The sequence below is a fragment of the Sphingomonas kyeonggiensis genome (assembly GCF_030812785.1).
GTDB classification, from domain to species: Bacteria; Pseudomonadota; Alphaproteobacteria; order Sphingomonadales; family Sphingomonadaceae; genus Sphingomonas; species Sphingomonas kyeonggiensis_B.
In genome coordinates this window covers 893,100-915,329 of sequence record NZ_JAUSTJ010000003.1, presented here as the reverse complement: position 1 = coordinate 915,329, position 22,230 = coordinate 893,100, and the positions used below count along the sequence as shown (strand labels likewise).

The 22,230-nt window shown below is 67.4% G+C and carries 13 protein-coding genes; 7 read left to right on the top strand and 6 right to left on the bottom strand.

Annotated features, from left to right (window positions below; translation table 11 throughout):
* Window positions 1–344: 344 nt before the first annotated feature.
* The 3 genes from J2W22_RS21700 (at window position 345) to J2W22_RS21690 (ending at window position 4,785) form a co-directional block, all read left to right on the top strand.
* Window positions 345–1,016 (top strand): Crp/Fnr family transcriptional regulator, encoded by a 672-nt coding sequence (locus tag J2W22_RS21700; protein WP_307120358.1) that lies wholly within the window; start codon window positions 345–347, stop codon window positions 1,014–1,016.
* A gap of 154 nt (window positions 1,017–1,170) precedes the next feature.
* A complete protein-coding gene (locus J2W22_RS21695; protein WP_307120357.1) occupies window positions 1,171–3,228 on the top strand; it encodes a phosphocholine-specific phospholipase C in 2,058 nt (685 codons plus the stop codon).
* A gap of 210 nt (window positions 3,229–3,438) precedes the next feature.
* Complete coding sequence (locus J2W22_RS21690; RefSeq protein ID WP_307120356.1) at window positions 3,439–4,785, top strand: POT-type proton-dependent oligopeptide transporter; 1,347 nt, start codon at window positions 3,439–3,441, stop codon at window positions 4,783–4,785.
* Here the strand turns inward: J2W22_RS21690 and J2W22_RS21685 are convergent.
* The 4 genes from J2W22_RS21685 to J2W22_RS21670 all read right to left on the bottom strand — a co-directional run bounded on the left by J2W22_RS21685 (window position 4,761) and on the right by J2W22_RS21670 (window position 10,314).
* Window positions 4,761–5,528: a DeoR/GlpR family DNA-binding transcription regulator gene (locus tag J2W22_RS21685; protein WP_307120355.1), complete on the bottom strand. Its 768-nt coding sequence runs from the start codon at window positions 5,526–5,528 to the stop codon at window positions 4,761–4,763. The genes J2W22_RS21690 and J2W22_RS21685 overlap by 25 nt on opposite strands.
* A 101-nt stretch (window positions 5,529–5,629) precedes the next feature.
* Entirely contained in the window at window positions 5,630–8,641 is a 3,012-nt protein-coding gene (locus tag J2W22_RS21680) for a TonB-dependent receptor (RefSeq protein WP_307120354.1), read from the bottom strand.
* Window positions 8,642–8,896: 255 nt separating this feature from the next.
* Window positions 8,897–9,811 (bottom strand): FecR family protein, encoded by a 915-nt coding sequence (locus J2W22_RS21675; RefSeq protein ID WP_307120353.1) that lies wholly within the window; start codon window positions 9,809–9,811, stop codon window positions 8,897–8,899.
* On the bottom strand, window positions 9,808–10,314 hold the full coding sequence (locus tag J2W22_RS21670; RefSeq protein WP_307120352.1) for an RNA polymerase sigma factor: 507 nt from the start codon (window positions 10,312–10,314) through the stop codon (window positions 9,808–9,810). Before J2W22_RS21670 ends, J2W22_RS21675 begins: the two co-directional genes overlap by 4 nt.
* 213 nt (window positions 10,315–10,527) lie before the next feature.
* Between J2W22_RS21670 and J2W22_RS21665 the strand changes: the two genes are divergently transcribed.
* Genes J2W22_RS21665 through J2W22_RS21655 form a run of 3 tightly spaced genes read left to right on the top strand, consistent with a single transcriptional unit; the run spans window position 10,528 to window position 17,130 of the window.
* Window positions 10,528–13,905 carry a TonB-dependent receptor gene (locus J2W22_RS21665; RefSeq protein ID WP_307120351.1) on the top strand — a complete coding sequence of 1,126 codons (3,378 nt, stop codon included), beginning with the start codon at window positions 10,528–10,530 and terminating at the stop codon, window positions 13,903–13,905.
* The gene (gene ggt / locus J2W22_RS21660; RefSeq protein ID WP_307120350.1) at window positions 13,905–15,638 is read left to right on the top strand and encodes a gamma-glutamyltransferase; all 1,734 of its coding nucleotides are present in this window, start codon (window positions 13,905–13,907) and stop codon (window positions 15,636–15,638) included. Before J2W22_RS21665 ends, ggt begins: the two co-directional genes overlap by 1 nt.
* A 16-nt stretch (window positions 15,639–15,654) precedes the next feature.
* Window positions 15,655–17,130, top strand: coding sequence for an amidohydrolase (locus J2W22_RS21655; protein ID WP_307120349.1), 1,476 nt, complete (start codon window positions 15,655–15,657; stop codon window positions 17,128–17,130).
* 1 nt (window position 17,131) lies between these two features.
* Here the strand turns inward: J2W22_RS21655 and yczR are convergent, their stop codons facing one another.
* Complete coding sequence (gene yczR, locus J2W22_RS21650; protein WP_307120348.1) at window positions 17,132–18,592, bottom strand: MocR-like transcription factor YczR; 1,461 nt, start codon at window positions 18,590–18,592, stop codon at window positions 17,132–17,134.
* Window positions 18,593–18,654: 62 nt separating this feature from the next.
* Here yczR and yczE point away from each other — a divergent pair, with 62 nt between their 5' ends.
* On the top strand, window positions 18,655–19,278 hold the full coding sequence (gene yczE / locus J2W22_RS21645) for a membrane protein YczE (RefSeq protein WP_307120347.1): 624 nt from the start codon (window positions 18,655–18,657) through the stop codon (window positions 19,276–19,278).
* 87 nt (window positions 19,279–19,365) lie between these two features.
* On the opposite strand, the gene J2W22_RS21640 is transcribed toward yczE, so the two are convergent.
* Window positions 19,366–22,179: a TonB-dependent receptor gene (locus J2W22_RS21640; RefSeq protein WP_307120346.1), complete on the bottom strand. Its 2,814-nt coding sequence runs from the start codon at window positions 22,177–22,179 to the stop codon at window positions 19,366–19,368.
* Window positions 22,180–22,230 lie beyond the last annotated feature (51 nt).

Here is a 22,230-nt window from a genome sequence, read left to right as displayed (position 1 = left end):
CTGCACGGTTGCAAAGCGCCGCATTTTGCCCCGGTTCCTGCTGCGAACGACTCTCAGCCCTTCATTCGTGCCCGGGCGCGAACCGCCGCACGGCCAGCCCCACCCGCCGCAAGGCAAAACATAGGTTAGGCACATTGGCCCGCGCCGGTCGGCCAACGCGCGGGAAATCCAACAAAACCCTTACATATGTTGGGGTTAGCCCCGTTGAGTTGGTTATTGCGCCAGGCGTAATCGAATGCGGCACCTGTTCGGCGCGCGCCAATGCTTGGGGGGAAGGCTGTTTGAATAGCGTGCCGCGGGGGCGTCTTCTGGAATTTTTCGACCTGTCGGAAGAAGAGCTCGCAATGTCCGAGCAACTGCGCGGCCCGGTGCAGGACCTGCCGCGCCATGCCCGGATACGCCGGAGCGGCGACAGGGTGCAGGGCGTGTTCGTGCTCCTGCGCGGCTGGGTGTTCAGCAGTGTCGAGCTGCCGAACGGCCAGCGCCAGATCCTGAAGGTGCACCTGCCCGGCGATATCCTCGGCGCGCCCAGCATCGTGCTGCCGCGCGCGATGGAGACGCTCAGCGCGGCCACGCTGGTCACGGTGGCGCCGGTGCCGCTCTCGGCATTCGGCGTGCTGCAGGCAGAGGCGCCGCGGCTGATGGCGTCGCTGTTCCTGAGCTCGCAGCAGGAACGGGTGATGCTCTCGGACCGCCTTGCCGCAGTCGGCCGCACCCCTGCCGCGCAGCGCTTCGCCGCGCTGCTGCTCCAGCTGCACGATCGCCTCGCCGGTCCCGCTACCGGCACCGTCTCGCTGCATGTGCCGCTTACCCAGGAGGACTTCGCCGACCTGCTAGGCATCACCTCGGTGCATGTGAACCGGATCCTGCGACAGCTCCTGTCGGCCGGGCTGATCGCCCGCCGCCAATATGACTATACATTTGATCCGGAGCGGCTGCGCGAGTTCTCGGGCATGCCCCGCCGCGAATGGATCCGCAATCCGGCCTGGCTCTATCCTGCGCCTGGTCAGGCCTGAGATCAGGAATGTGGAAATTCTGACCGCATTACTCAAAAATTAGTCGGACTTCGCTTTTCGTCACATCTCTTGCACATAGCGCGCCTAGCGACGACCGCGCTTGCCGCCGGCAAGTCGCGTAGCGCGTAGTGGAAATCGAGTGGGGAGCGGGAACATGGCGATCGATCGCAGGAACTTCATCCTGGCTGCCTCGGGCGTCGCGGCCGCGGAAGGTGTCGCCGCGAGCGGCCTGGCACGGCCGGCCAAGGGCGGATCGATCCAGGACATCGAGCATGTCGTGATCCTGATGCAGGAGAACCGCTCCTTCGACCATTATTTCGGCACCCTGCGCGGCGTCCGCGGCTTCGCCGATCCGCGCCCGGTCTCGCTGCCCGGCGGCAAGCCGGTCTGGGCGCAGCGCCGCGCCGATCGCGACGGCGGCCAGATCGCCTGGCCCTTCCGGCTCGACTACACCAGCAGCAACGCGCGCTGCTTCACCGGGCTCGACCATAGCTGGAAGGACAGCCAGGCGCGCTGGCACAACTGGGACGTCTGGGCGGACCAGAAGGGCCCGCTGACCATGGCGCACCTGACCCGCGACGACATCCCCTATTATTACGCGCTGGCCGACCAGTTCACCATCTGCGACAGCTATCACTGCTCGCTGCAGGGCCCGACCGGCCCCAATCGCCTCTATCATTTCAGCGGCACCAACGGCCTGAGCGTCGGCCAGGAAGGCGAATATTGCGTCACCAATGGCGGCACCGATCCCAATCCGGGCGCCGACATGGCCAAGGACGATGACAGCGAGGGCCTGCCCTGGCGCAGCTATGCCGGCCGGCTGGAAGAGGCGGGCATCTCCTGGAAGCTCTATCAGGAGATCGCCAATTATTCGGACAATCCGCTCGGCTATTTCAAGGAGTTCCGCAAGCTCGACCGGGCCTCGTCGCTGTACAAGCGCGGTCGCGCCTATGTCGACTGGATCGACGGCGTCGCGCCCAAGAACCCCGAAAAAACCCAGGCGAAGCACCTGATCGCAGCCTTCGCCGCGGACGTCGCCGCCGACCGCCTGCCCGCCATCTCGTGGATCGTCCCGATGATGGAGATGAGCGAGCATCCCGACGCGCCGGTGCCGTTCGGCGAGGTGCTGGTCTCCAGCCTGATCGCCGCGCTCGCCGCCAATCCCAAGGTCTGGGCCAAGACCGCCTTCATCCTCAACTATGACGAGAATGACGGTTTCTTCGACCATATCCCTGCGCCGATGCCGGCGATCGCGCCGCAATATGGCGCGAGCAACGTCGATGTGCGCAGCGAGACGTACCAAGGCGAGCCGGTCGGCCTAGGGCCGCGCGTGCCGATGATGGTGATCTCGCCCTGGACGCGCGGCGGCTGGGTCAATTCGCAGCTGTTCGACCACACTTCGGTGCTGCGCTTCCTCGAGAAGCGCTTCGGCGTGGCCGAGCCCAACATCTCGCCCTGGCGCCGGTCGGTGTGCGGCGACCTGACCACGATGTTCGACTTCGACGTGCCGCTCAAGGCCCGGCTCGACACGCGCTGGGCGGCCGCCCTGCCCTCGGTCGCGACCTATGTCGAGGAGACCGAGAAGCTCTGCAAGACGGCGCCGCCACCCAAGATCGCCACCAGCAAGAGCTTGCCCGCGCAGGAGCCGGGCACCCGCCCCGCCCGCGCCCTGCCCTATCGCCTGGACGTCGAGCCGGTGTGGAGCGATGCCGGCCTCACGCTGCGCTTCGTCAATGACGGCCCGACCGGCATCGTCTTCGGCGTGCAGGACGAGACTGCCTTTCCCGGCTGGCGCTATTTCACTGTCGCGGCGAACTCGCGGCTCGAGGAGAACTGGCCGCTGCGCCGTGACCGTCCGCACGCGCTGGTGGTGCGCGGCCCCAATGGCTTCCAGCGCGAGTTCCGCGGAGACGGCACCTCGCGGATCGAGGCGGCGATCGCCTGGCAGGGCAACGCCGGCACGCTGCACCTGGCGAACCGTGGCGGCGAGCCGGTAACGCTCTCGACCCACTGCGCGCACAGCGGCATTCGCCAGCAGGCGGTGATCGTGGCCGGTGCCGAGGCGCAGTTGCCGGTCACCTTGCCCGAGCATCGCTGGTACGACCTGCTGCTCACCGGCCCTGCTGGAACCCGGCTGCGGCTGGCCGGCCATGTCGAGACCGGTCAGCCCGGCATCAGCGAGCCGACAGCCGCCTTCCCGCATCCGGCTTAAGAGGTCGAGGCTCTCCCAACCCGTCACCCCGGCCTTGTGCCGGGGTCCACTGTGCCGCACCGGCTGGGCTGGAGCCTCCTGCCCATGACTCGCCTCGCGGTGGCCCCCGGCACAAGGCCGGGGTGACGAAGAGAGAGGCGCAAGCCGTCCCATTGTCATAAGCCTGTTGCGAAGCGCGCCTAGGGGCACCGCTCGACAAGGGCGGGCGTGATGGAATCGGGCGCGGCGACGGACGAAAACCTATTCAGCGCGCGCTTCCTCGCCTTGGCGGCGATGGAGTTCTGGGAGCGCTTCGCCATGTCCGGCATGAAGTCGCTCCTCGTGCTGATCCTCGTTGACCATGTGCTCGCCGGCGACCTGTCGCGGGTGCTCGGCGCGACCGCCATCCGCGATGCCAGCGCAGCCTTGTTCGGACAGGTCTCCACCACCGGCCTCGCCTCGCAGCTCTATGGCTATGCCAATGCGCTGATCTATCTCGCCGTCCCGCTCGGCGGACTGGCCGGTGACCTGGTCGGCAGCCGGCGGCGCATGGTGGCGAGCGGCGGCGCCCTGATGCTGCTTGGCCTCATGCTAATGCTAATCGATAGCAGCTTCCTCCTCGGCCTGATCCCCTTCGCGATCGGCACCGGCCTGCTGAAGGGGAACCTCTCGGCCCAGGTCGGGCTGCTGTTCCGCGACGAGGCGCAGCGCCGGCGCGGCTATGCACTGTACCTCGGCTTCCTCAACGCCGGCATCATCTGCGGGCCGCTGGTGTGTGGCACGATAGCCATGTTTGCCGGCCCCGCCTACGCGATCGCCGCCGCCGCGCTGGCCCTGATGATCGGCCTGATCTTCTACGCACGAAGCGCTACCGAGCCGGACCAGGCGGACAAGGCGACCGACCGGTCCGGCGCGCGGACCGATCCGCTGATCGCCACGGCCCTGCTGATCGTCGCACTGGTCGCGGTCTATCTCTGCTATTCGGCCTATGACCAGCTGAGCAATATCTTCCTCATCTGGGCGCGCAGCCATGTCGACCTGAAGCTGGGCGGATGGGCGATGCCGGTCGCTTGGTTCCTCTCGCTCGACGGCGCCTTCACACTAGGCCTGATCGCATTGTCGCAATGGGCGATGCACGTGCTCGAGCGTCGCGGCATCACGATCAGCGCAGGGGCGCAGATCCTGCTCGGCTGCCTGTTCTGCGCGGCCGGATATCTGGTCCTCGCGTTCGGCATTGCGACCAGCGGCGGCGCGGCACTGAGCCTGGCCTGGGCGCTCTGCTACCTGCTGCTGATCGACGCGGCGATCGTGCTGGTCTGGCCCTCGGGCCTCAGCCTCATCGCCGGCATCGCCCCCGGCCGGCTGGTCGGCCTGTGGATGGGGCTGTTCTACCTGCACGGCTTCTTCGCCAGCCTTTGGGTCGGGTTCAGCGGCGTCTTCTACGAGCGCATGGCGACCGGCCAGTTCTGGCTGCTCCACGCCGGCGTCGCGGGAGCCGGCGCGCTGCTGATGCTGGCCGCCGGCATGCCGCTGCTGCGCGCCGTCCGCACCCGTCAGGCGACCACCACCTCGGCGTGAGCAAAGGCCCGGGCGAACGCGTCGTCCAGGGGCTGATCGGTGACGAGGATATCGACATCGGTAAGCGCTGCGGTCTGGACAAGCGCATAGCGCCCGAACTTGGAGGCGTCCGCCGCCAGCAGCACCTGCTTCGACGTGGCATAGGCGATCCGGCTCATCTCGGCCTCGCCCGGATGGAAATCCATCAGCCCGCGCTCGATGCTGATCCCACCGACCGACAGGATCGAGAGATGCGGCGAGAAGCCGCGCACATATTCCTGCGCGCTGTGATCGGAGAAGGCGCGATAGTCGTAATCCATCTGCCCGCCGGCGAGGAACAGCCGGTTGTTGTTGATCCCGCCCAGGTCATTGGCGACGCGCAGCGAATTGGTGATGACGGTCAGCGAGCGCCGCTCGACCAGCTGGCGCGCGATGAAGCAGCTCGTCGTGCCGGAATCGATGAACACGATCCCGCCATCGGGCACGAAGTCGGCGGCGGTGGCGGCGATGCGCTGCTTGGCATCGGCATTCTCCTCCATCCTCTGGTGGAGCGGCCCCTCGAGCACCGGCGTGGCGATGCGCGCGCCGCCATGCTCGCGGATGATCACGCCGTGATCCTCGAGCGCGCGCAGCTCGCGGCGGATCGTCTCGTCCGAAACGGCGAGGTCCGTCGCGAGCGCGGTCACCGACAATGTCCGTCCGCTGCGCAGTCGCGACATGATCTCGCGCTGGCGCTGTGATCTCTTCTCTATCGTCCCCTCCATGGCGGGTCTCCACCGGCTCCGCCGCGAGACATGCTGGTCGCCGGTGATTTTGCAAGCAGGATGTGCCGGGACCGGCCAAAACCGGCCCCGGCGAACCAGCCTCAGAAGCCGAGGCGGGCAGTGAGCCGCATCGAGCGCGGTGCCTGATAGTTGACCGGCGAACGGTAATCGGGGTTGGTCGAGCCATCTCCCTGCTCGCCGAAATTGTTGTACGACGTCACCGACTTGCTGTTCAGCAGGTTGAAGATGTCGACGCGGATCGAGGCATCCACGCTGTACGGGAGCGGCAGGCGGAGCGACGCGCTGACGTCGATCTGGGTGCGCCAGTCGCCGTTGAACGCCGTGCCGCGCGGGATCAGCTTGCCCTGACAATAATAGCCATAGCCATGATAGGTGTTGGCATAGGGATCGACGGTGAGCGGCACCGCGCCGATGCAGCTGTAATGCTGCGGCGACTGGACCACGGCATTGGCGCCGACATCGATCATGTCGTTCAGGCGATAGCTGCCATAGGCCTTGAAGTTGTGCCGCCGATCGCTGGGCAGATAGCCATAGGCGCCGTTGACGAAGCCCGGCGAGTCGAAGTCCGCGGTGCGGTTGATCGCGAGCTGGCCGTTCTCCGAGCGGACGCCACCCTCGTAATTGCCCTTGTTGAACGCGAGTGTGTACGAGGCCGAAAGGCTCCACTTCTGGTCGAAGGTGCGATCGAAGGTGAGCGTCACCGCGTCATAGTTGCGGCTCGGCTTGGGATAGCCGAGGTCGGACGCCTTCAGCGTCACCGTCGGAGTCGAGCCGTCGGGCAGCGAAGCGAGCTGCACGGTCACGTCGCGGCCCGGATTGGCGATGACGAACTGGCGGCCGCCCGGGAACGACGCCTGGCACTGCGCCGCCGTGAAGCCCTTGCTCATGCAATAGGCGCGTGCGCCGATATCGACCGAGATGTCCTCGATCACGTCCTTGAGCCGGCGATGGGTGAAATAGGCGCCGATGCGGACATGGTCGGCGAACTGGTGCTCGGCGCCGAAGATGAACTCATTGTCCGACTGCGGCTTGATGTTGCTCGCGATCGCGCCCGAGGGGTTGAACGCCGAACCGTCGGCAGAGACCTCGCAATTGTTCACCTTGGTGTCCGGGCAGGCCGTGGTGTTGGCCACTGTCAGGATCGGCGCGCCGCTGGTCGGGATATTGCCTGCGCCGCTGGTGCCGGTGAAGAAATTATACCGGGTATAGGTGACCAGACTGCCCGCGACGTTCAGGTTGATGTCGCCGGCCATCGGCAGGTAATATTGCGCATAGGATCCGAAGATCTTGGTGCGCCCGTCGCCCAGCGGATCGAACGAGGCGCCGACGCGCGGTGCCCAGAGGTTGCCCGATTCGAAGAACGACTTGCCGTTCACGCCCTGGTTGCTGAAGCGGTCGTTGCGCAGGCCGAGGTCGAGGCGCAGCCGGTTGTCGAACAGCGACCACTGGTCCTGGATGTAGAAGGCTTCGTTGCGGACGTGCGCGGTGCCGTTCTGGGCATAGACGCGGGTGGTGTAATATTGCGTGCCGACCGCCTGGCCGATGCGCGCCGCCGATTCCGCGGTGACGGTGTAGATCTTGAATGCGCCGCCGCCGATCGTCTCGAAGCTCTGGACCTGCGTGTCCTTCTCATGGTCGTAGCCGACGCGGACATGATGGCTGCCGAGCAGGTGGAACTGCAGGTCGACGTCGCCGCGGTAGAATTCGCGCTCATTGTCGGTCTTGCTATAGGCGTCGGTCACCTTGTTCGCGCCGATCTGGATGCCGGCCGGGTCGGTCCGGTAATCGGTCACCTGCGGGTTGGTGATGTCGAGCGGGACGTTGCCCGAGCGCAGCTTGTTGACGCCGTACGCACCCGAAACGGTCAGCCAGGGCGTGATCGTGCCGGTGTAGCGGCCGACATAGTTGGTGCCGCCCGAGCGGGCATCGGTGCCGCCGGTCTTGCCGCCCAGCGTGAAATTGGTGCGGTCCCAGTTCTGGCTGCGGTTGCGGGTTTCGTTGGTGGTGTCGAAATAGGTGAATTCGAGGTGATGATCGCCGGTGATATAGGCGTCCACCTTGCCGCCCCAGAACGGGCTGGTGTTGACCGAGCTGGTCGCGTTGTTCTGGTTCGCCGACGGCGTCATCGAGCGGATGTTGCGGAAATTGTAGAGACCGTAGACGAACAGGTGATCCTTGATGATCGGCCCGCTCGCCTGCAGGATCAGCTCCTGGCGGCTCGCCGTTGCGTGGCGATAGTCGGTGGTGCGGGTCGAGGGCGAGGTGCTGCGCAGGTCGTTCGGCTCCCACAGGCCGGTCACGCTGGCATGATATTGGTTCGAGCCCGACTTGGTGGTGGCGACGACATAGCCGCCGGTCGCGCGGCCGAACTCGGCGGGGGCGCCGCCGGTCTTCACTTCGACGGTCTCGTAGAAGTCAAACGGCACTTCGGTCGGCTGGCCGCCCGAGACGAAGTCGGTGACGTTCAAGCCGTTGATGAAGAAGGCGTTCTCGGTGAACGCCGCGCCGGCGACCGAGACCTGGTTGGCGAAGCCGCCGTTCGAGGGCGAGCTGCCCTGCACGGTGCCCGGGGTCAGCAGCATCACGTCGCGCAGCGAGCGGCCGATCGGCACGCGCTGGGTGAGCGAGGCGAGGTTGATCGTCGCGCCGACCGTGGTGTCCTGGAAGTCCGCGGTGCGCTGGCGCGAGCCGGTGACGACGATCTCGTTGCCCTGCGCAGCCGGCGCCAGGCGGAAGCTGTTGGCGCCACCGGTCTCGCGGGTCAGCGCGATCGCCTGCTCGCTATAGGGGGCATAGCCCTCGGCCGTGACAGTGAAGTCGTAATTGCCCGGCGTCAGCTGCGGGAAGGTATAGGCACCGCTGCTGTCGGTGGTGACCGAACGGCTGACGCCCTTGTCGGAAGAGGTGATCTTCACTTCGGCGCCGGCGAGCGGCGTGCCGTCTTCGGCCGTCACCCGGCCCGAGGCCGCGATGTTGGTATAGTCCTGCGCGTGCGCGGACGGGGCGGCGAGGATCACGGCCGGAGCCGTGGTGCTGAGCATCAACAGCGCGCGCAGGGCTGCGCGCGACGAAAGTCGCGTGTGGCGGAGCATTGGAACCCCCAATGGTGATCGAGAACCTGCGACACGCTGGGTTACCGCGCCGCAGCCGGGGCACTATGCGGACGCCGTGGAGTTTTTGTGACAATCGGGCAATAAATTCACAAATTTCCACACTCAGCGAACATTTGCCCCCATATTCCGGGCTTTAATGGCCGAAACGCTCTCCCGCTTCCGCACGCAGCCGGCATCGGACCGCGGCCACGAACGAGCGCGATCCGACCTGAAGCCTCTATTTCCGGATACCCGTCAGGGCGTACGCGATTCGACCGCCACGGCGCGCGGATTCGCGATGAGGTCGCGGATCGCCGCAGTATCCCCCTGGTTCACCACGCCATAGACCGGGATGTCGGCGGCGCGCGGATCGGTCAGCACCAGCCGATCCTTCGCATAGCGGTTCACCTCGGCGATGACCTCGCTCAGCGGCTCGCCCTGGAAGACAAGGCGGCCGCGCGTCCAGGCGACCGCGCTGTCGGCGTCGATATCCGCGGCCTGGCGAATGAAGCCGGTATTGCCGCGCGCCCCCATGGCGACACCGAAAGACAGCCGCTCACCCTTGCGTGCCAGCTTCTCGATCGGCTCGGCGGCGCCCGGCCGGCCGGATTCGGACAGGGCGACGCGTACCACGCCCTCGACGACCGTGACCTCCGCCTCGCCCTTGCCGACGCTGACATCGAACATCGTGCCTACCGCGACGACCTCGCCATGGCGGGTCTCGACGACGAAGGGCCGGCTCTTGTCATGCGCGACCTTGAACAGCGCCTCGCCCGAGACGAGCCGCAGGCGGCGCTCCTTCGCGACATAGGCGACGTCCACCCGGCTGTCGGCCGCCAGCGTCACCACCGATCCGTCGCTGAACGCGATGCGGCGGCGCTCGGCATGGCCGGTCGCGACGCTCTGCACCGCCTCGTGCGCGGGCTGCGGATGCGTCATCCACAAGGCTCCGCCGAACACCGCCAGTGTCGCAACCGAGGCAGCGAGCGCCGGTCCTACCCAGACAGGCCGCTGTCGCACCGGCGCCCGCCCCGGACGTTCGAACTCGCCGAGCCAGTTCCAGAATTCTGACGCTTCCGCACGGTCGTCCGGATGCAGGTGCGCATCCCGGCCATCGAGGAAAGTCTCGAACACCGCAGGCGCGCGCTTGCCGAGATCGCGCTTGCTCATGCGCCGCGCTCCATGAGATGCGCGAGCCGGTCGTAGAGATGCGCGACTGCGTGGGTCAGGTGCTTCTGCACCATGCGCGGCGAGATGCCGAGCGCGCGGGCGATCTCGCCGGTGCCGCGCTCATCGAAGCGGCGCATCACGAACACCTCGCGGCAGCGCGGCGACAGTTCGTCGAGCGCCGCCTCGAGCGCCGCCTGCAGGTCCGCCACCCGCCGCCGGTCCTCCTGCACCGGACGCACCGGCGGATCGATCTCTGGGCTGAGCGGCACCACCGGCAGCGCCCGGCGGTGCCGATCCGCGATCAGGTTTGCCGCAATTCGGAAGAGATAGGCCCGGGGCTCGTCGACGGTGCGCTCGCGCGCGCTGGCGACCAGGCGGGCGCAGGCCTCCTGCACCAAATCCTCGACCTCGGCCGCATCGTCGACCCGGCGCGCGACGAACGCACGCAACGCCGCCCGATAGGCATCGAACGCGCCCTGCCCGTCATCGGGAGCCTGCTGCATTCCAGGTCGTCCGGCGGCCAAAGCCCGCATCTCCCCGTCTCGCGCGCGCTGCGCAATTTCCTCCTGCCATGACGCGCAACAATGACAAAGGCGAACCGTGCAATCCTGCAACACCCGAAAAAATTTGATCCGCTTCGGTTCGCGGTTGTGACTTGCCCGCGTCATAAACCGTGATTGCCGCGTCCAGGCATCGATTCAGGGGGATCGATTTCCATGAAAAAACGCCAGCTTCTTCTCGTTACCGTCGCCGCCTTCGCCGCGGTCCCGGCCGCCGCCCAGGCCCGTGAGACCGCCCGCCACGAGATCCGCCTGCCGGGCGGGCGCCTCGACACCGCGCTGATGCAGGTCGCCCAGCAGACGGGCGTCCAACTCGTCTTCACCGACCCTGCGATCGCCCGGCTCAAGGCGCCGAAGCTCGAAGGCCGCTACACGATCCGCGACGCGCTCGACCTGCTGCTCGCCAACAGCCGCTACACCTATCGCTTCACCGGCCCCAACAGCGTGCGCGTGATGCCGAAGAGCGACGCCCAGCCGGGCGTGCGCCCCGTGGCGCTCTACCAGGATGCCCCCGCCTCCACGTCCACCGGCGACCAGCAGGCCGCAGCCGAGACCGCCGCCGTCGAGCAGGCGGTGAACGGCGACGAGCCGGCGCCGGCGGAGATCGTCGTGGTCGGCTCGCAGATCCGCGGCAGCAAGGTCACCGCAGCCCTTCCCGTCACCGTGGTCGACGAGGCCCAGATCGGCGCCACGGGCGCGACTTCGGGCGACGAGCTGTTCCGCTCGATCCCGCAGCTCGGCGATGTCAGCTTCAACAGCTCCTATCTGCCGAACAGCTCCAACTCGGCGCGCGGCGATGTCGGCTCGATCAACCTGCGCAATCTCGGCGTCGGCAACACGCTGGTGCTGCTCAACGGCCGCCGCGTGGTCAACCACCCGACCAGCCGCGCGGACGATAATCTCGTGCCGGTGCTGACGGTCAACACCAACGCCATCCCCGTCTTCGGCCTGGAGCGCATGGAAGTGCTGCGCGACGGCGCCGCCGCCATCTATGGCTCGGACGCGGTCGCCGGCGTGGTCAACACCGTGCTCAAGACCGATTACAACGGCGTCGAGCTCGAAGGCCAGGTCGGCTGGGGCGAAGGCTCGAGCCTGTTCGAGACCAACACCCACCTGCTCGCCGGCCGCAACCTGGGCGATCGCGGCAACATCACGTTGTTCGCCAGCTACGACAAGCGCGACGGCGTGATGGCCAGCGACTTCGACTATACCCGCAGCAGCGACCTGCGCTCGCTGTTCGCCGGCACGCGCTTCGACGGCTCGACCTCGCTCGACGGCCGCTCGACGATCACTCCCTGGGGCTCGTTCCAGACGGTCGGCAATGTCGTCGTCCGCCAGGGCACGACCGCACTCACCAACACCTCGGGCCAGTTCCACATCCAGCCGACCAGCTTCACCGGCTGCCCGGCGGGTAGTGCCGGCATCATCAACGGCACCAATTGCGTCGCCACCGGCACCAGCTCGGCAGCCGGTATCCGCGACCTGCGCTTCGACGCGCCGCTCGCCTTCAACACCAACGTCACGCCGAACATCCGCCGCATCAACCTGTTCCTGAACGGCCATTACGAGCTGGGCGGCGGCGTCGAGCTGTTCGGCGAGGCCGGCTATTACAACGGCAAGAGCAACAGCCTGCAGGCCTCGACCGGCACGCTTTCCTCGGGCCCGCTGACCATCGCGGCCAACGCCTATTACAATCCGTTCGGCCCGACCGGCAGCGCCAACCGCCTGCCCGGCATCAACGCCGCCGCGGCCGGTCAGGCGATCACCCTGTCGAGCTACAATTTCGCCGATGTCGGCCCCAACCATGTCGATGTGCTCAACACCCAGTATCGCCTGCTCGCCGGTCTGCGCTTCAACCTGCTGGGCCTGCAGTGGGAGAGCGCCGCGCTCTATTCGGAAGCGCGGGTGCGCGACACGTCGGACGGCATCAGCCAGACGCTGCTCCAGCGCCAGATCAACCTGACCACGCCGGATGCGTACAACCCGTTCAACGGCAGTGGCATCACGCCGCCGAGCGGCGGTGACAATACGCCGAGCAGCCTGGCGGCGATCAATGCAGTCAAGGTGAAGACCACCCGCGTCAGCAAGTCGACGCTGGCGATGTGGGACATCAAGGGCTCGACCACCGATCTGTTCAGCCTGCCCGGCGGCAATGTCGGCATGGCGATCGGCGGCGAAGTGCGCCGCGAGACCCAGAATGACGATCGCGATGCCCGGGTCGACGGCACGATCCAGTTCACCGACTCGATCACCGGCGCGGTCAACGGATCGGACCTGATCGGCACCAGCCCCTCGCCCGACACCAGCGGCCGCCGCACCGTCGCCGCCGCCTATCTCGAATTCGCCGTCCCGGTGGTCTCGCCCGAGATGAACATCCCGCTGGTCCGCAACATCGAGCTGCAGCTTGCCGGCCGCTTCGAGCATTATTCGGACGTCGGCTCGGTCGCCAAGCCGAAGGTCGCCGCCGCCTGGGACATCGTCCGCGGCATCCGCGTGCGCGGTTCCTATGCCGAGGGCTTCAAGGCGCCGAACCTCGAGCAGATCAACGCCACTTTGGTCACTCGCTCGAACACGCGCACCGACTATGTCCGCTGCGAGGCGCAGCTGCGCACCGGCGCGATCTCCAGCTTCGCCAATTGCTCGCAGGGCTTCGCCACCACGGCGCGGCGCTCGGGCAATCCCGACCTGAAGCCCGAACAGTCCAAGACCTGGACCGTCGGCGTGGTGCTGGAGCCCCACTTCCTCGATTCCGCGATCGGCCGGATCACCCTCACCGCCGACTACTGGCATGTCGACCAGAAGGGGATCGTCGGCCTGTTCGGCGAGGGCAATGCGCTGATCAACGACTATCTGCTGCGCGTGCAGGGATCGAGCGATCCGAACGTGATCCGCGCCGCGCCCACCGCCGAGGACAATGCGCTGTTCGCCGGAACTGGCCTCACCCCCGTCGGCCGCGTGCTCTACGTCAACGACAAGTACGTCAACCTGCTGCCGCAGGAAGTCGCCGGCGTCGATCTGGGCCTCAATTGGCGCCTGCCGGACTTCGGCGCGGGCAAGATTAGCCTCAACGCCAATGCCGCCTATCTCGACAAGTTCTTCCTCGAGCCCTCGCCGCCGATCCAGAACCTGATCGCCGCGCGCGCCGCGGGCACGATCAACGCGGGCACCAACATCGCCGATGCCGGGGATCTCGTCCGCCAGAACGGCAAGCCGCGCTGGAAGGTGACCGGCTCGATCACCTGGGAGAAGGGGCCGTTCCAGATCGGCGGCTTCACCCAGTATACCAGCGACGTGGATGATACCGGCCTGCTCGATTCCGCCGGCGCCGCCTGGCTGATCGAGGACCGGATGACCTTCAACCTCTACGGCCAGGTCACCGTCGGCAAGCGCGACAATGGCGGCCGCTACCGCCTGCGCATCGGCGTGCGAAACCTCACCAACGAAGGTCCGCCGCTCAGCTCCAGCGGCTTCCTCGGCTCGCTCTACAGCCCCTATGGCCGCTACTGGTACGCCAACATGCGGGCGAGCTTCTGATGCGGATCGCCCTGATCCTCGCGCTGGCCTCGCTCGCGACGCCGGCCTTCGCCCAGGAAGCACCGGAAGCCCCCGCCACCCAGCGCGTCTCCGGCGGCGACATCGTCGCCTATGACCAGATCCACAAGCCGATAATCGGGCGCGGCGGCATGGTCGTCAGCCAGAACCGGATTGCGGCGGACATAGGCGCGGCGATCCTGCGCAAGGGCGGCAACGCGGTCGACGCCGCGATCGCCACCGCCTTCGCCCTCGCCGTCACCCTGCCGCGCGCCGGCAATGTCGGTGGCGGCGGCTATATGCTAATCCACATGGCGGCGAAGGACGGCAAGCCCGCCCGGACGATCGCGATCGACTATTACGGCCAGGCATCGCGCCACACGACGCCCGACCTGCTGCTCGGCGCCAATGGCAAGTTCGATGCCGCCAAGGGCTATTCGATGAAGGGCGTGGCGATCCCCGGCACCGTTGCCGGACTGTGGGAGGCGCACAAGCGCTTCGGCGCGCTGCCCTGGGGCACGCTGATCGCCCCGGCCCTCGCCATGGCTCGCGACGGCGTGATCCTGTCGGACGATGAAGCGCAAGCAAACGCCGACCAGAAGAAGGCGATGCACGACGATCCAGCCGCCCTCGCCGTCTTCTTCAAGCCCGATGGCAGCGCCTACAAGCCGGGCGAGCGCTGGAAGCAGCCCGAGCTCGCCGCGACGCTGCAGCTGATCGCCGCCAAGGGCCGCGACGGTTTCTACACCGGCGCGATCGCGCAGAAGATCGCTACGGGGATGAAGGCCGGCGGCGGCGTGATCGACGAGAAGGACCTGGCCGATTACCAGCCAGTGATCTCCGAGCCGATCTGGTCGAGCTACCGAGGCATGCCGATCGCCTACATGCCGCCCACCGCCTCGGGCGTGAGTGTGGCCGAGGCGATGAACATCCTCGAGCGCTTCCCGGTGCGCGAGCAGCGCTGGGGCAGCGTCGCCAACCTCCATCTGCTGGCCGAGACGCTCAAGATCGTCTGGGCGGATCGCAAGCTGATCGGCGGCGGCCCGGACTGGCGGACGCCCGCAAAGGGCCTGGCGAGCAAGGAATACGCCGCCGAGCGCGCGAAGCTGATCCAGACCGGTTCATCGCTCGACGCGAAGACCCTGCCCGACGGCAATCCCTATCCTTACGAAAGCAAGGACACGACGCACTTCTCGGTGGTCGATGCCGCCGGCAATGCGGTGAGCAACACCTACACGCTCTCCGCCTCCTATGGCGCGCATGTCGTGGCGCCGGGCACCGGCATCCTGCTCAACAACTCGCTCGGCAACCTCGCCTGGGGCCGCAGCGGCCCGGACAGCAAGGCGACCCAGCCGGTGCCGGGCAAGCGCGTCGGCTCGACGATCACGCCGATGATCGTCTTCAAGGACGACAGGCCCTGGCTGGTCACCGGCACGCCGGGCGGCGGCTATATCATCGCGACGATGGTGCAGATGCTCTCCAACGTCATCGATCACCGCCTCAACGTCGCCGAGGCCGCCGAGCGTCCGCGCATCAACCAGTCGGGCGGCGACGGCCCGATCGAGCTGGAGGAAGGCTTTTCGCCGGACATCATTCCCCTGCTCGAGGCAAAGGGGCACAAGGTGCGCAGCTCGAACACCATGGGATCGGTCCAGTCGATCATGGTCGAAGGCGACAAGTTCCTGGGATCGGCCGACACGCGCCGTCCCGATGCCGCGGCTATCGGCGCGAAATAAGGGGAGAATGCAGGATATGAGGATCAGGACCGCGTTGCTGCTGGCCAGCATGTTCGCGCCGCTTTCCGTTCATGCCCAGGCCGTGCCCGAGGCGCAGCGCAGCGCCCTGCTCGCCGGGATCGACAGGCGCACGCCCGAGCTGGAAAGCACCGCCAGGGCGATCTGGGGCTGGTCCGAAGTCGGCTATCAGGAGAACAAGTCCTCCGCGCTGCTCCAGGCGCAGCTGAAGAAAGCCGGCTTCACCGTCACCCCCGGCGTCGCCGGCATGCCGACCGCCTTTGTCGCCAGCTTCAAGCAGGGCAGCGGCCCGGTGATCGGCATCCTCGCCGAATATGACGCCCTGCCCGGCCTCGCCCAGACGACCGCGCCGACCAAGACCGCGATCGCCGGCAAGGCCGCCGGCCATGGCTGCGGCCACAATCTGTTCGGCGCGGCCAGCGTCGAGGCGGCGATCGCGATCCGGGAATGGATGATCGCCAACAAGGTCCAGGGCGAACTGCGCGTCTATGGCTCGCCGGCCGAGGAAGGCGGCTCGGGCAAGGTCTATCTGGTCCGCGCCGGCCTGTTCGACGATGTCTCGGCCGTGCTCCACTGGCACCCGAGCGACGCCAACGGCGTGTCGACCGGCAAGAGCATGGCCAATATCTCGGGCAAGTTCCGCTTCCACGGCGTCAGCGCCCATGCCGCTGCCTCGCCCGACAAGGGCCGCTCGGCGTTGGACGGCGTCGAGGTGATGGACGTCGCGGTGAACTTCATGCGCGAGCACGTCCCCTCGTCGACGCGCATCCACAACATCATCACCGCCGGCGGCGAGGCACCGAATGTCGTGCCCGACTTCGCCGAGAGCTACTACTATGTCCGCAACGTCGATCCGCTGGTCGTCCGCGACGTGTGGGGGCGCGTGGTCAAGGCCGCGCAGGGCTCGGCGATGGCGACCGGCACCAGCGTCGATTACGAGATCACCGGCGGCGTCTATTCGATGCTCGCCAGCGAGACGCTCGCCAAGGTGATGAGCGCCAATCTCAACGCGGTGGGCGGCGAGCAATGGACGCCCGAGGAGACCGCCTGGGCGACAGAGTTGCAGAAGAGCCTGCCGACGCAGAAGCCGCTCGACTCGGTGAAGCAGACCAGCTCACGCGAGCGCGGCCCCGACGGGGGCGGCTCGACCGATGTGGCCGACATCAGCTGGACCGTGCCGACGATCGGCCTCGGCACGGCGACCTGGGTGCCGGGCACGCCCGCGCATAGCTGGCAGGCGGTCGCCGCTTCGGGCTCCTCGATCGGCTTCAAGGGCGCGACGGTCGCCGCCAAGACGATCGCGCTCACGGGCGCGGACCTGTTCCTCTCGCCCGAGCTGCTGAAGCAAGCCCGGGCCGAGCTCGACAAGGCGCGCGGCCCCGACTTCAAGTACGACGCGCTGCTCGGCACCCGCACGCCCGCGCTCGACTATCGCAAGCCGACCCCCGCCTGGGAGGAGACGAAGCGCAAATAAGCTAGATGACCCGCTCGGCCTCAATCAGCCGGAGCGGGCTCTCGCTGTCGCGGAAGGGCCGGCGGTGGAGCCGCGCCTCGGCCTGGGCGAGCCGCTCGACCGCACGGGCGAGGTCGGGCTCAGGCAGGGTGAAAGGCAGGCGCAGGAAGCGCTCGAACCCGCCATCCGCCGCGAAGCGGGGACCGGGCGCGACGCGCAGGCCGAGCGTCTGCGCCATCGCCGCCAGCGCGGAAGCTTCGGGGTGCGGCAGCTCGGCCCAGAGTGCGAGCCCGCCCTCGGGCATCGGCACGCGCCAGTGCGGCAGGGCCTCCCCGAGCAGGGCGATCAGCTTCTCGCAGCGCGCCCGCAGCATCGCCGGCCGGTCGCCCATGCCGCTCTCGCGCTCGAACAGCACCGTGACGGCAAGCTGCTCGAGCACCGGGGTCGCCATGTCGAGGATCGCGCGCAGGCGGCCGAGCTCGGCGATGCGTTGCTCGCTGGCACGAATCCAGCCGACGCGCAGCCCGCCCCAATGGCGCTTGGCGACCGAGCCGAGGCTCAGCACCAGATGTCCCTCGGGATCATGCGCGGCGACCGGCGCCGGCATCGGGGACCCGAACCCCGTCCCGGCCATCGTCTCGTCGATCAGCAGCGGCGTGCGCGTCCGCGCGGCGATCGCCACCAGCGCCTGCCGGCTGGCCGCGTCCATCAGCCGGCCGGTGGGATTGTGGAAATCGGGCAGCAGATAGGCAAGGCGCGGCCCCGTCTGGCGGAAGATCGCCTCCATCGCCTCGAGGTCCCAGCCCGTTTCCGGCAGGCTGATCGGCACGGGCTGGCAGCTGTTGCGCAGGATCGCGCCCAGCGCATTGTGATAGGTCGGATGATCGACCGCGACCCGGTCGCCCGGCCCGGTCAGCGCGCGCAAGGCGAGCGTGAGCCCGTTCTGTGCCCCGCTCGTCACGATGATCTGCTCCGGCCGGGTCGGGCAGCCGCGCCGGGCATAGTCGTGCGCGATCGCCTCGCGCAGCTCGGGCAGGCCCAATGCCTCATAGCCGATGCCCGAAAGCCAGGCCGGCAGCCGCCTGAGCGCCTCCTCATAGGCCTGCCACAGCCCGGCCGGGGCCGGCAGCGCCGCCGCCGTCCAGTCGATGAAGGAATCGCCCTCGCCGATATCGGCGATCTCGCCCGCCGCCGCGCGACCGCCGGGCAGGTGCGTGACGCTCCCCGATCCCCGCCGGCTCAGCAGATAGCCTTCGTCGCGCAGCTGCCCATAGGCAGCAGTCAGCGTCGTCCGGCTGACCCCCAGCACCTCGGCCAGCTCGCGTTCCCCCGGCAACCGCACGCCCAGGCCCACTCGGCCGTCCAGGATCAGCAGCCGCAGCGCACGGGCGAGCAGCCGGTACGCGGCATCCGCGCTGTCCGCGCCGCGCCATTGCCCGAGCAGACGGGAGAGCGAGCCAGCCTTGAGCGATATAGCATCCATGCAATGCCACTATCATCAAAGTGGATATTTCAGATAGAGCCAATTCAATCCATCTGGACATCATGCTTCGCCATGACCGCTTCCCCGCCCGCCTCACCCAGCTCCTTGCCGGCCTGTGCCTCTACGGCATCTCCATGGCGATGATGGTGCGGGCCAATCTCGGCCTCGATCCCTGGGACGTGCTCCATCAGGGGCTCGCGCACCGGCTCGGCCTCAGCTTCGGCTGGACGGTCAACCTGGTCGGCCTCGTCGTGCTGGCGCTGTGGCTGCCACTGCGCCAGCGGCCGGGCCTCGGCACCGTGCTCAACATCATGGTGATCGGCACCGTCACCGATCTCGCGTTGGCCGTGATCCCGGCGCCGGAAGGCTATATCCCCCGCTTCGCGCTGCTCGGCTTCGGCATCGTGCTGAACGGCATCGCCGGCGGCGCCTATATCGGCGCGGGACTCGGCCCGGGCCCGCGCGACGGGCTGATGACCGGCTTCTGCCGCCGCACCGGCCTGCCGGTGAAGGCCGTGCGCACGGCGATCGAGCTGGCCGTGCTCGCGATCGGCTGGCTGCTCGGCGGCACCGTCGGGCTCGGCACAGTGCTCTACGCCGTCAGCATCGGCTGGGTGGTCCATTATGCGCTGCCGGCCTTCGCCTTCGACAAGGCCAGGCCGCAACCTCAGCCGGCCAGCGCCTAGAGCGCGCAAACGAAGAAGCCGCACCCGCGCGTAGCGGATGCGGCTTCTTGTTCAGGGAAGCCGGCGCAGGGCCGGCCTCGATCAGGCTCAGAACTTCGCCGAGACGCCCACCGAGTAGGTGGTGTCGTCAAAGCGGCGGTCGCGCGGGAATTCCGGGCGGCCATAATAGCTACGATAATTGTTCTTGGTGATGTTGGTGGCGTCCACGCTCAGCGTGATGCCCTTGGCGACATCGAAGCCCAGGCTGGCATCGAGGCGGCCGCCCGGACGCACCATGTTGAGCACCAGCGGATCGGGCTGGAGCGACGTGACCGGGCCGGCGGCCGGGCGGATCGTGGTGCCGCCATAGATCTCGTCATAATAGCTCGAGCGGTGGGTGTAGACCACACGGCCGGTGACGCCGTACTTCTCGTAGAGCGCGCCGACGGTGTAGTTGTACTTCGAAACGCCGCCGATCGCCTGGCCGATCATGCGGGCATCGACGTCCTCCTTGATCTCGCTGTCGGCGAGGGTGAAGTTCGCCATGATGCCCAGGCCGCTGAGCGGGCCCGGCAGGAAGTCGAGGAAGGCCTGGCCGGCGACCTCGATACCCTTCAGCGTCACCTTGCCGACATTGCGCGGGCGGGTGATGTTGTAGTTGAAGCCGTTGATCGTCTCGACCTGGCCCTGGCTGATCACGCGGTCGGTGATGTCCTTGTAATAGCCCGCCACCGAGACATAGCTGTCGCGGCCGAAATAATATTCCAGCGTGGCATCGAAGCTGTCCGACTTCTGCGGCTTCAGGTCCGGATTGCCGCCGCTGCCCGCCGGCAGGATCAGGATGTTGGTCGAGATCAGGTAGCTCAGGCCCGGGTTGAGCGAGCCGAAGGACGGACGCGAGATCGCCTTGGCATAGCTGAAGCGCGCCTGCAGGCCGCCGCCGAAGCGGATGCGGGCGCTGGCATTGGGCATGAAGTCATTATCGTCGGTCGAGGCACTGTACGGCGTGACCACCCCGAGCGGGTTCGGGTTGGCCGGAGTCGCCGCCGGCGTCACGATCGCGGCGCCGTTGATATCGCGGCTGGTATGCGTGTAGCGCGCGCCGACGAGACCGTCGACCGAGAGCGCGCCGCCCAGCGGGATGTCATAGGCCAGTTGGACATAGCCGGAGAGCGTCTTCTCCTGCGCGCTGAAGGCACGTTCCGGCTGGAAGGCCGGCCAGCCCTCGGCCAGGCCATAGAGCTTGCGCAGCTGGTTCTGGATGGTCGGATCGCGCAGCATGTCCTGGTCCGGTGCGACAACGCCCAGGCCGTTGTTCACGGTGGGGATGCCCGAGCTGTGGATCATGAAGTCGGCGGGCAGGAACGAGACGTTGGTGAGCAGCGTGCCGCAGACCGGCGCCGCCTGCGGACCGCAGGTGCCGAGCACTGCCTGCTGGTGATCCGCCTTGTGATCGGCATAGCGCGCGCCGAACTGGATCTCCTTGAGGATCGAGCCGACTTCATATTTGCCGTCGAACTTGGCGGCGAACGCGCTGCCCTTGTCGCGGCTCGTATCCTGGTTGAGCGGCGAAAGGCCGAAATTGGCCGGATTGCTCAGGCCCGGCGACGAATAGACGGTGCCGCCATCGTCATTGAGGTTGGTGATCGTGCTGACCATGCCGCCGCCCACCTTGAGCGTGTCCAGGATGAAGTTCTGGTTGCGGATGTTAGAGCTCTGGTACGAGATGTCGGCATTCAGCGTGAGCGCGCCGGTCTGATACTTGCCGCCGACCGCGAGCACATAGAGGTCGGTGCGGTCGTTGTGCGCCTGGGTGCTGGTGAAGCCGCCATGGCTGCCGACGGTCATGCTCTTGGCGGTGCACAGGGTCTCGCGGTGCACGGCTGGGTTGGCAGTGCCGTCGGGCTTGAACGGATTGGCATAGAAACCGTCCGCGCCCACGTCATAGGCATTGCAGTCGCCGGTCGCCTGCACGTTGCTGAACGGTCCGCCGAACAGGTCGTCGATCAGGAAGATGCTCGCCCATTTGGAGACATAGCTGGTGTAGAGGCCGGTCAGGTCGAGCTGGAACTCCGGCGAGACCTTCCACTGCACCGCGGCGTTGGTCTGGATGCGGCGATAGTTGCCTTCGTTGTTCAAGCCGCCAACACAAGTCGGCGCCGCCAGCCCGCCCGAGCCGCCGGCGACCGGGTTCGGCCCGTGATTGCCGCTGCGATAGTCGCAGTTGAAGGCGATCGGGCGGTTGAAGTCGGTGCTCGCATAGGAGACGTCGAGCAGCGCGCCGATCTCGCCGATGCCGGTGTCCCAGCGATCCGAGACGAGCAGGCCGGCGATCGGCGTGACTTCATTGGTGTTCTTCGAATAGATGCCGCGGGCATTGGCGGCGACGGTGAAGCCGTTGAAGTCGAACGGCTTGTGCAGACGCAGGTCGATCACGCCGACCACACCGCCCTCGATCAGGTTGGCCGAACTGGTCTTGTAGACATCGGCGCCGGCCAGCGCTTCGGCGGGCAAGTCCTGATAGGCGAAGCCGCGGCCGACGCCGGTGAATATCTCGCGGCCGTCGAGCGTGGTGAGGATGTCGCCCAGGCCGCGGATGATCGGCGCGACGATCTCGTTGTTGCCGCCCACGGTGACCTGCACGCCCGGCACGCGCTGCAGCGCGCCCGCGACGGTGCGGTCGGGGAACTTGCCGATGTCGTCGGCGACGATCGAGTCGACGACATTGGCCGAGTCCTGCTTGATCTTCGCGGCGGCGCCCAGGCTGGCGCGCTGGCCGGTGACGATGATCTCGCCCTCATCCTGCGATGCATCCGCCTGCGGCGCGGCCTGGCCGGCCGTGTCCTGCGCAAAGGCAGGCGCGGCGCACAGGATCAGCGCGATCGCAGTGGCGGACTTCAGGGCAATAGAACGACGCTTCATCAGATCTCCCTCCCGATTGGCGGGCACTAGCGCAGCGTGCCCTCATTAATA

What these genes read in the sequence shown, in the direction of transcription:
- J2W22_RS21700 (WP_307120358.1), top strand. Translation starts at nt 345, where the DNA reads ATGTCCGAGCAACTGCGCGGCCCGGTGCAGGACCTGCCGCGCCATGCC.
- J2W22_RS21695 (WP_307120357.1), top strand. Translation starts at nt 1,171, where the DNA reads ATGGCGATCGATCGCAGGAACTTCATCCTGGCTGCCTCGGGCGTCGCG.
- J2W22_RS21690 (WP_307120356.1), top strand. Translation starts at nt 3,439, where the DNA reads ATGGAATCGGGCGCGGCGACGGACGAAAACCTATTCAGCGCGCGCTTC.
- J2W22_RS21685 (WP_307120355.1), bottom strand. Translation starts at nt 5,528, where the DNA reads ATGGAGGGGACGATAGAGAAGAGATCACAGCGCCAGCGCGAGATCATG.
- J2W22_RS21680 (WP_307120354.1), bottom strand. Translation starts at nt 8,641, where the DNA reads ATGCTCCGCCACACGCGACTTTCGTCGCGCGCAGCCCTGCGCGCGCTG.
- J2W22_RS21675 (WP_307120353.1), bottom strand. Translation starts at nt 9,811, where the DNA reads ATGAGCAAGCGCGATCTCGGCAAGCGCGCGCCTGCGGTGTTCGAGACT.
- J2W22_RS21670 (WP_307120352.1), bottom strand. Translation starts at nt 10,314, where the DNA reads ATGCAGCAGGCTCCCGATGACGGGCAGGGCGCGTTCGATGCCTATCGG.
- J2W22_RS21665 (WP_307120351.1), top strand. Translation starts at nt 10,528, where the DNA reads ATGAAAAAACGCCAGCTTCTTCTCGTTACCGTCGCCGCCTTCGCCGCG.
- ggt (WP_307120350.1), top strand. Translation starts at nt 13,905, where the DNA reads ATGCGGATCGCCCTGATCCTCGCGCTGGCCTCGCTCGCGACGCCGGCC.
- J2W22_RS21655 (WP_307120349.1), top strand. Translation starts at nt 15,655, where the DNA reads ATGAGGATCAGGACCGCGTTGCTGCTGGCCAGCATGTTCGCGCCGCTT.
- yczR (WP_307120348.1), bottom strand. Translation starts at nt 18,592, where the DNA reads ATGGATGCTATATCGCTCAAGGCTGGCTCGCTCTCCCGTCTGCTCGGG.
- yczE (WP_307120347.1), top strand. Translation starts at nt 18,655, where the DNA reads ATGCTTCGCCATGACCGCTTCCCCGCCCGCCTCACCCAGCTCCTTGCC.
- J2W22_RS21640 (WP_307120346.1), bottom strand. Translation starts at nt 22,179, where the DNA reads ATGAAGCGTCGTTCTATTGCCCTGAAGTCCGCCACTGCGATCGCGCTG.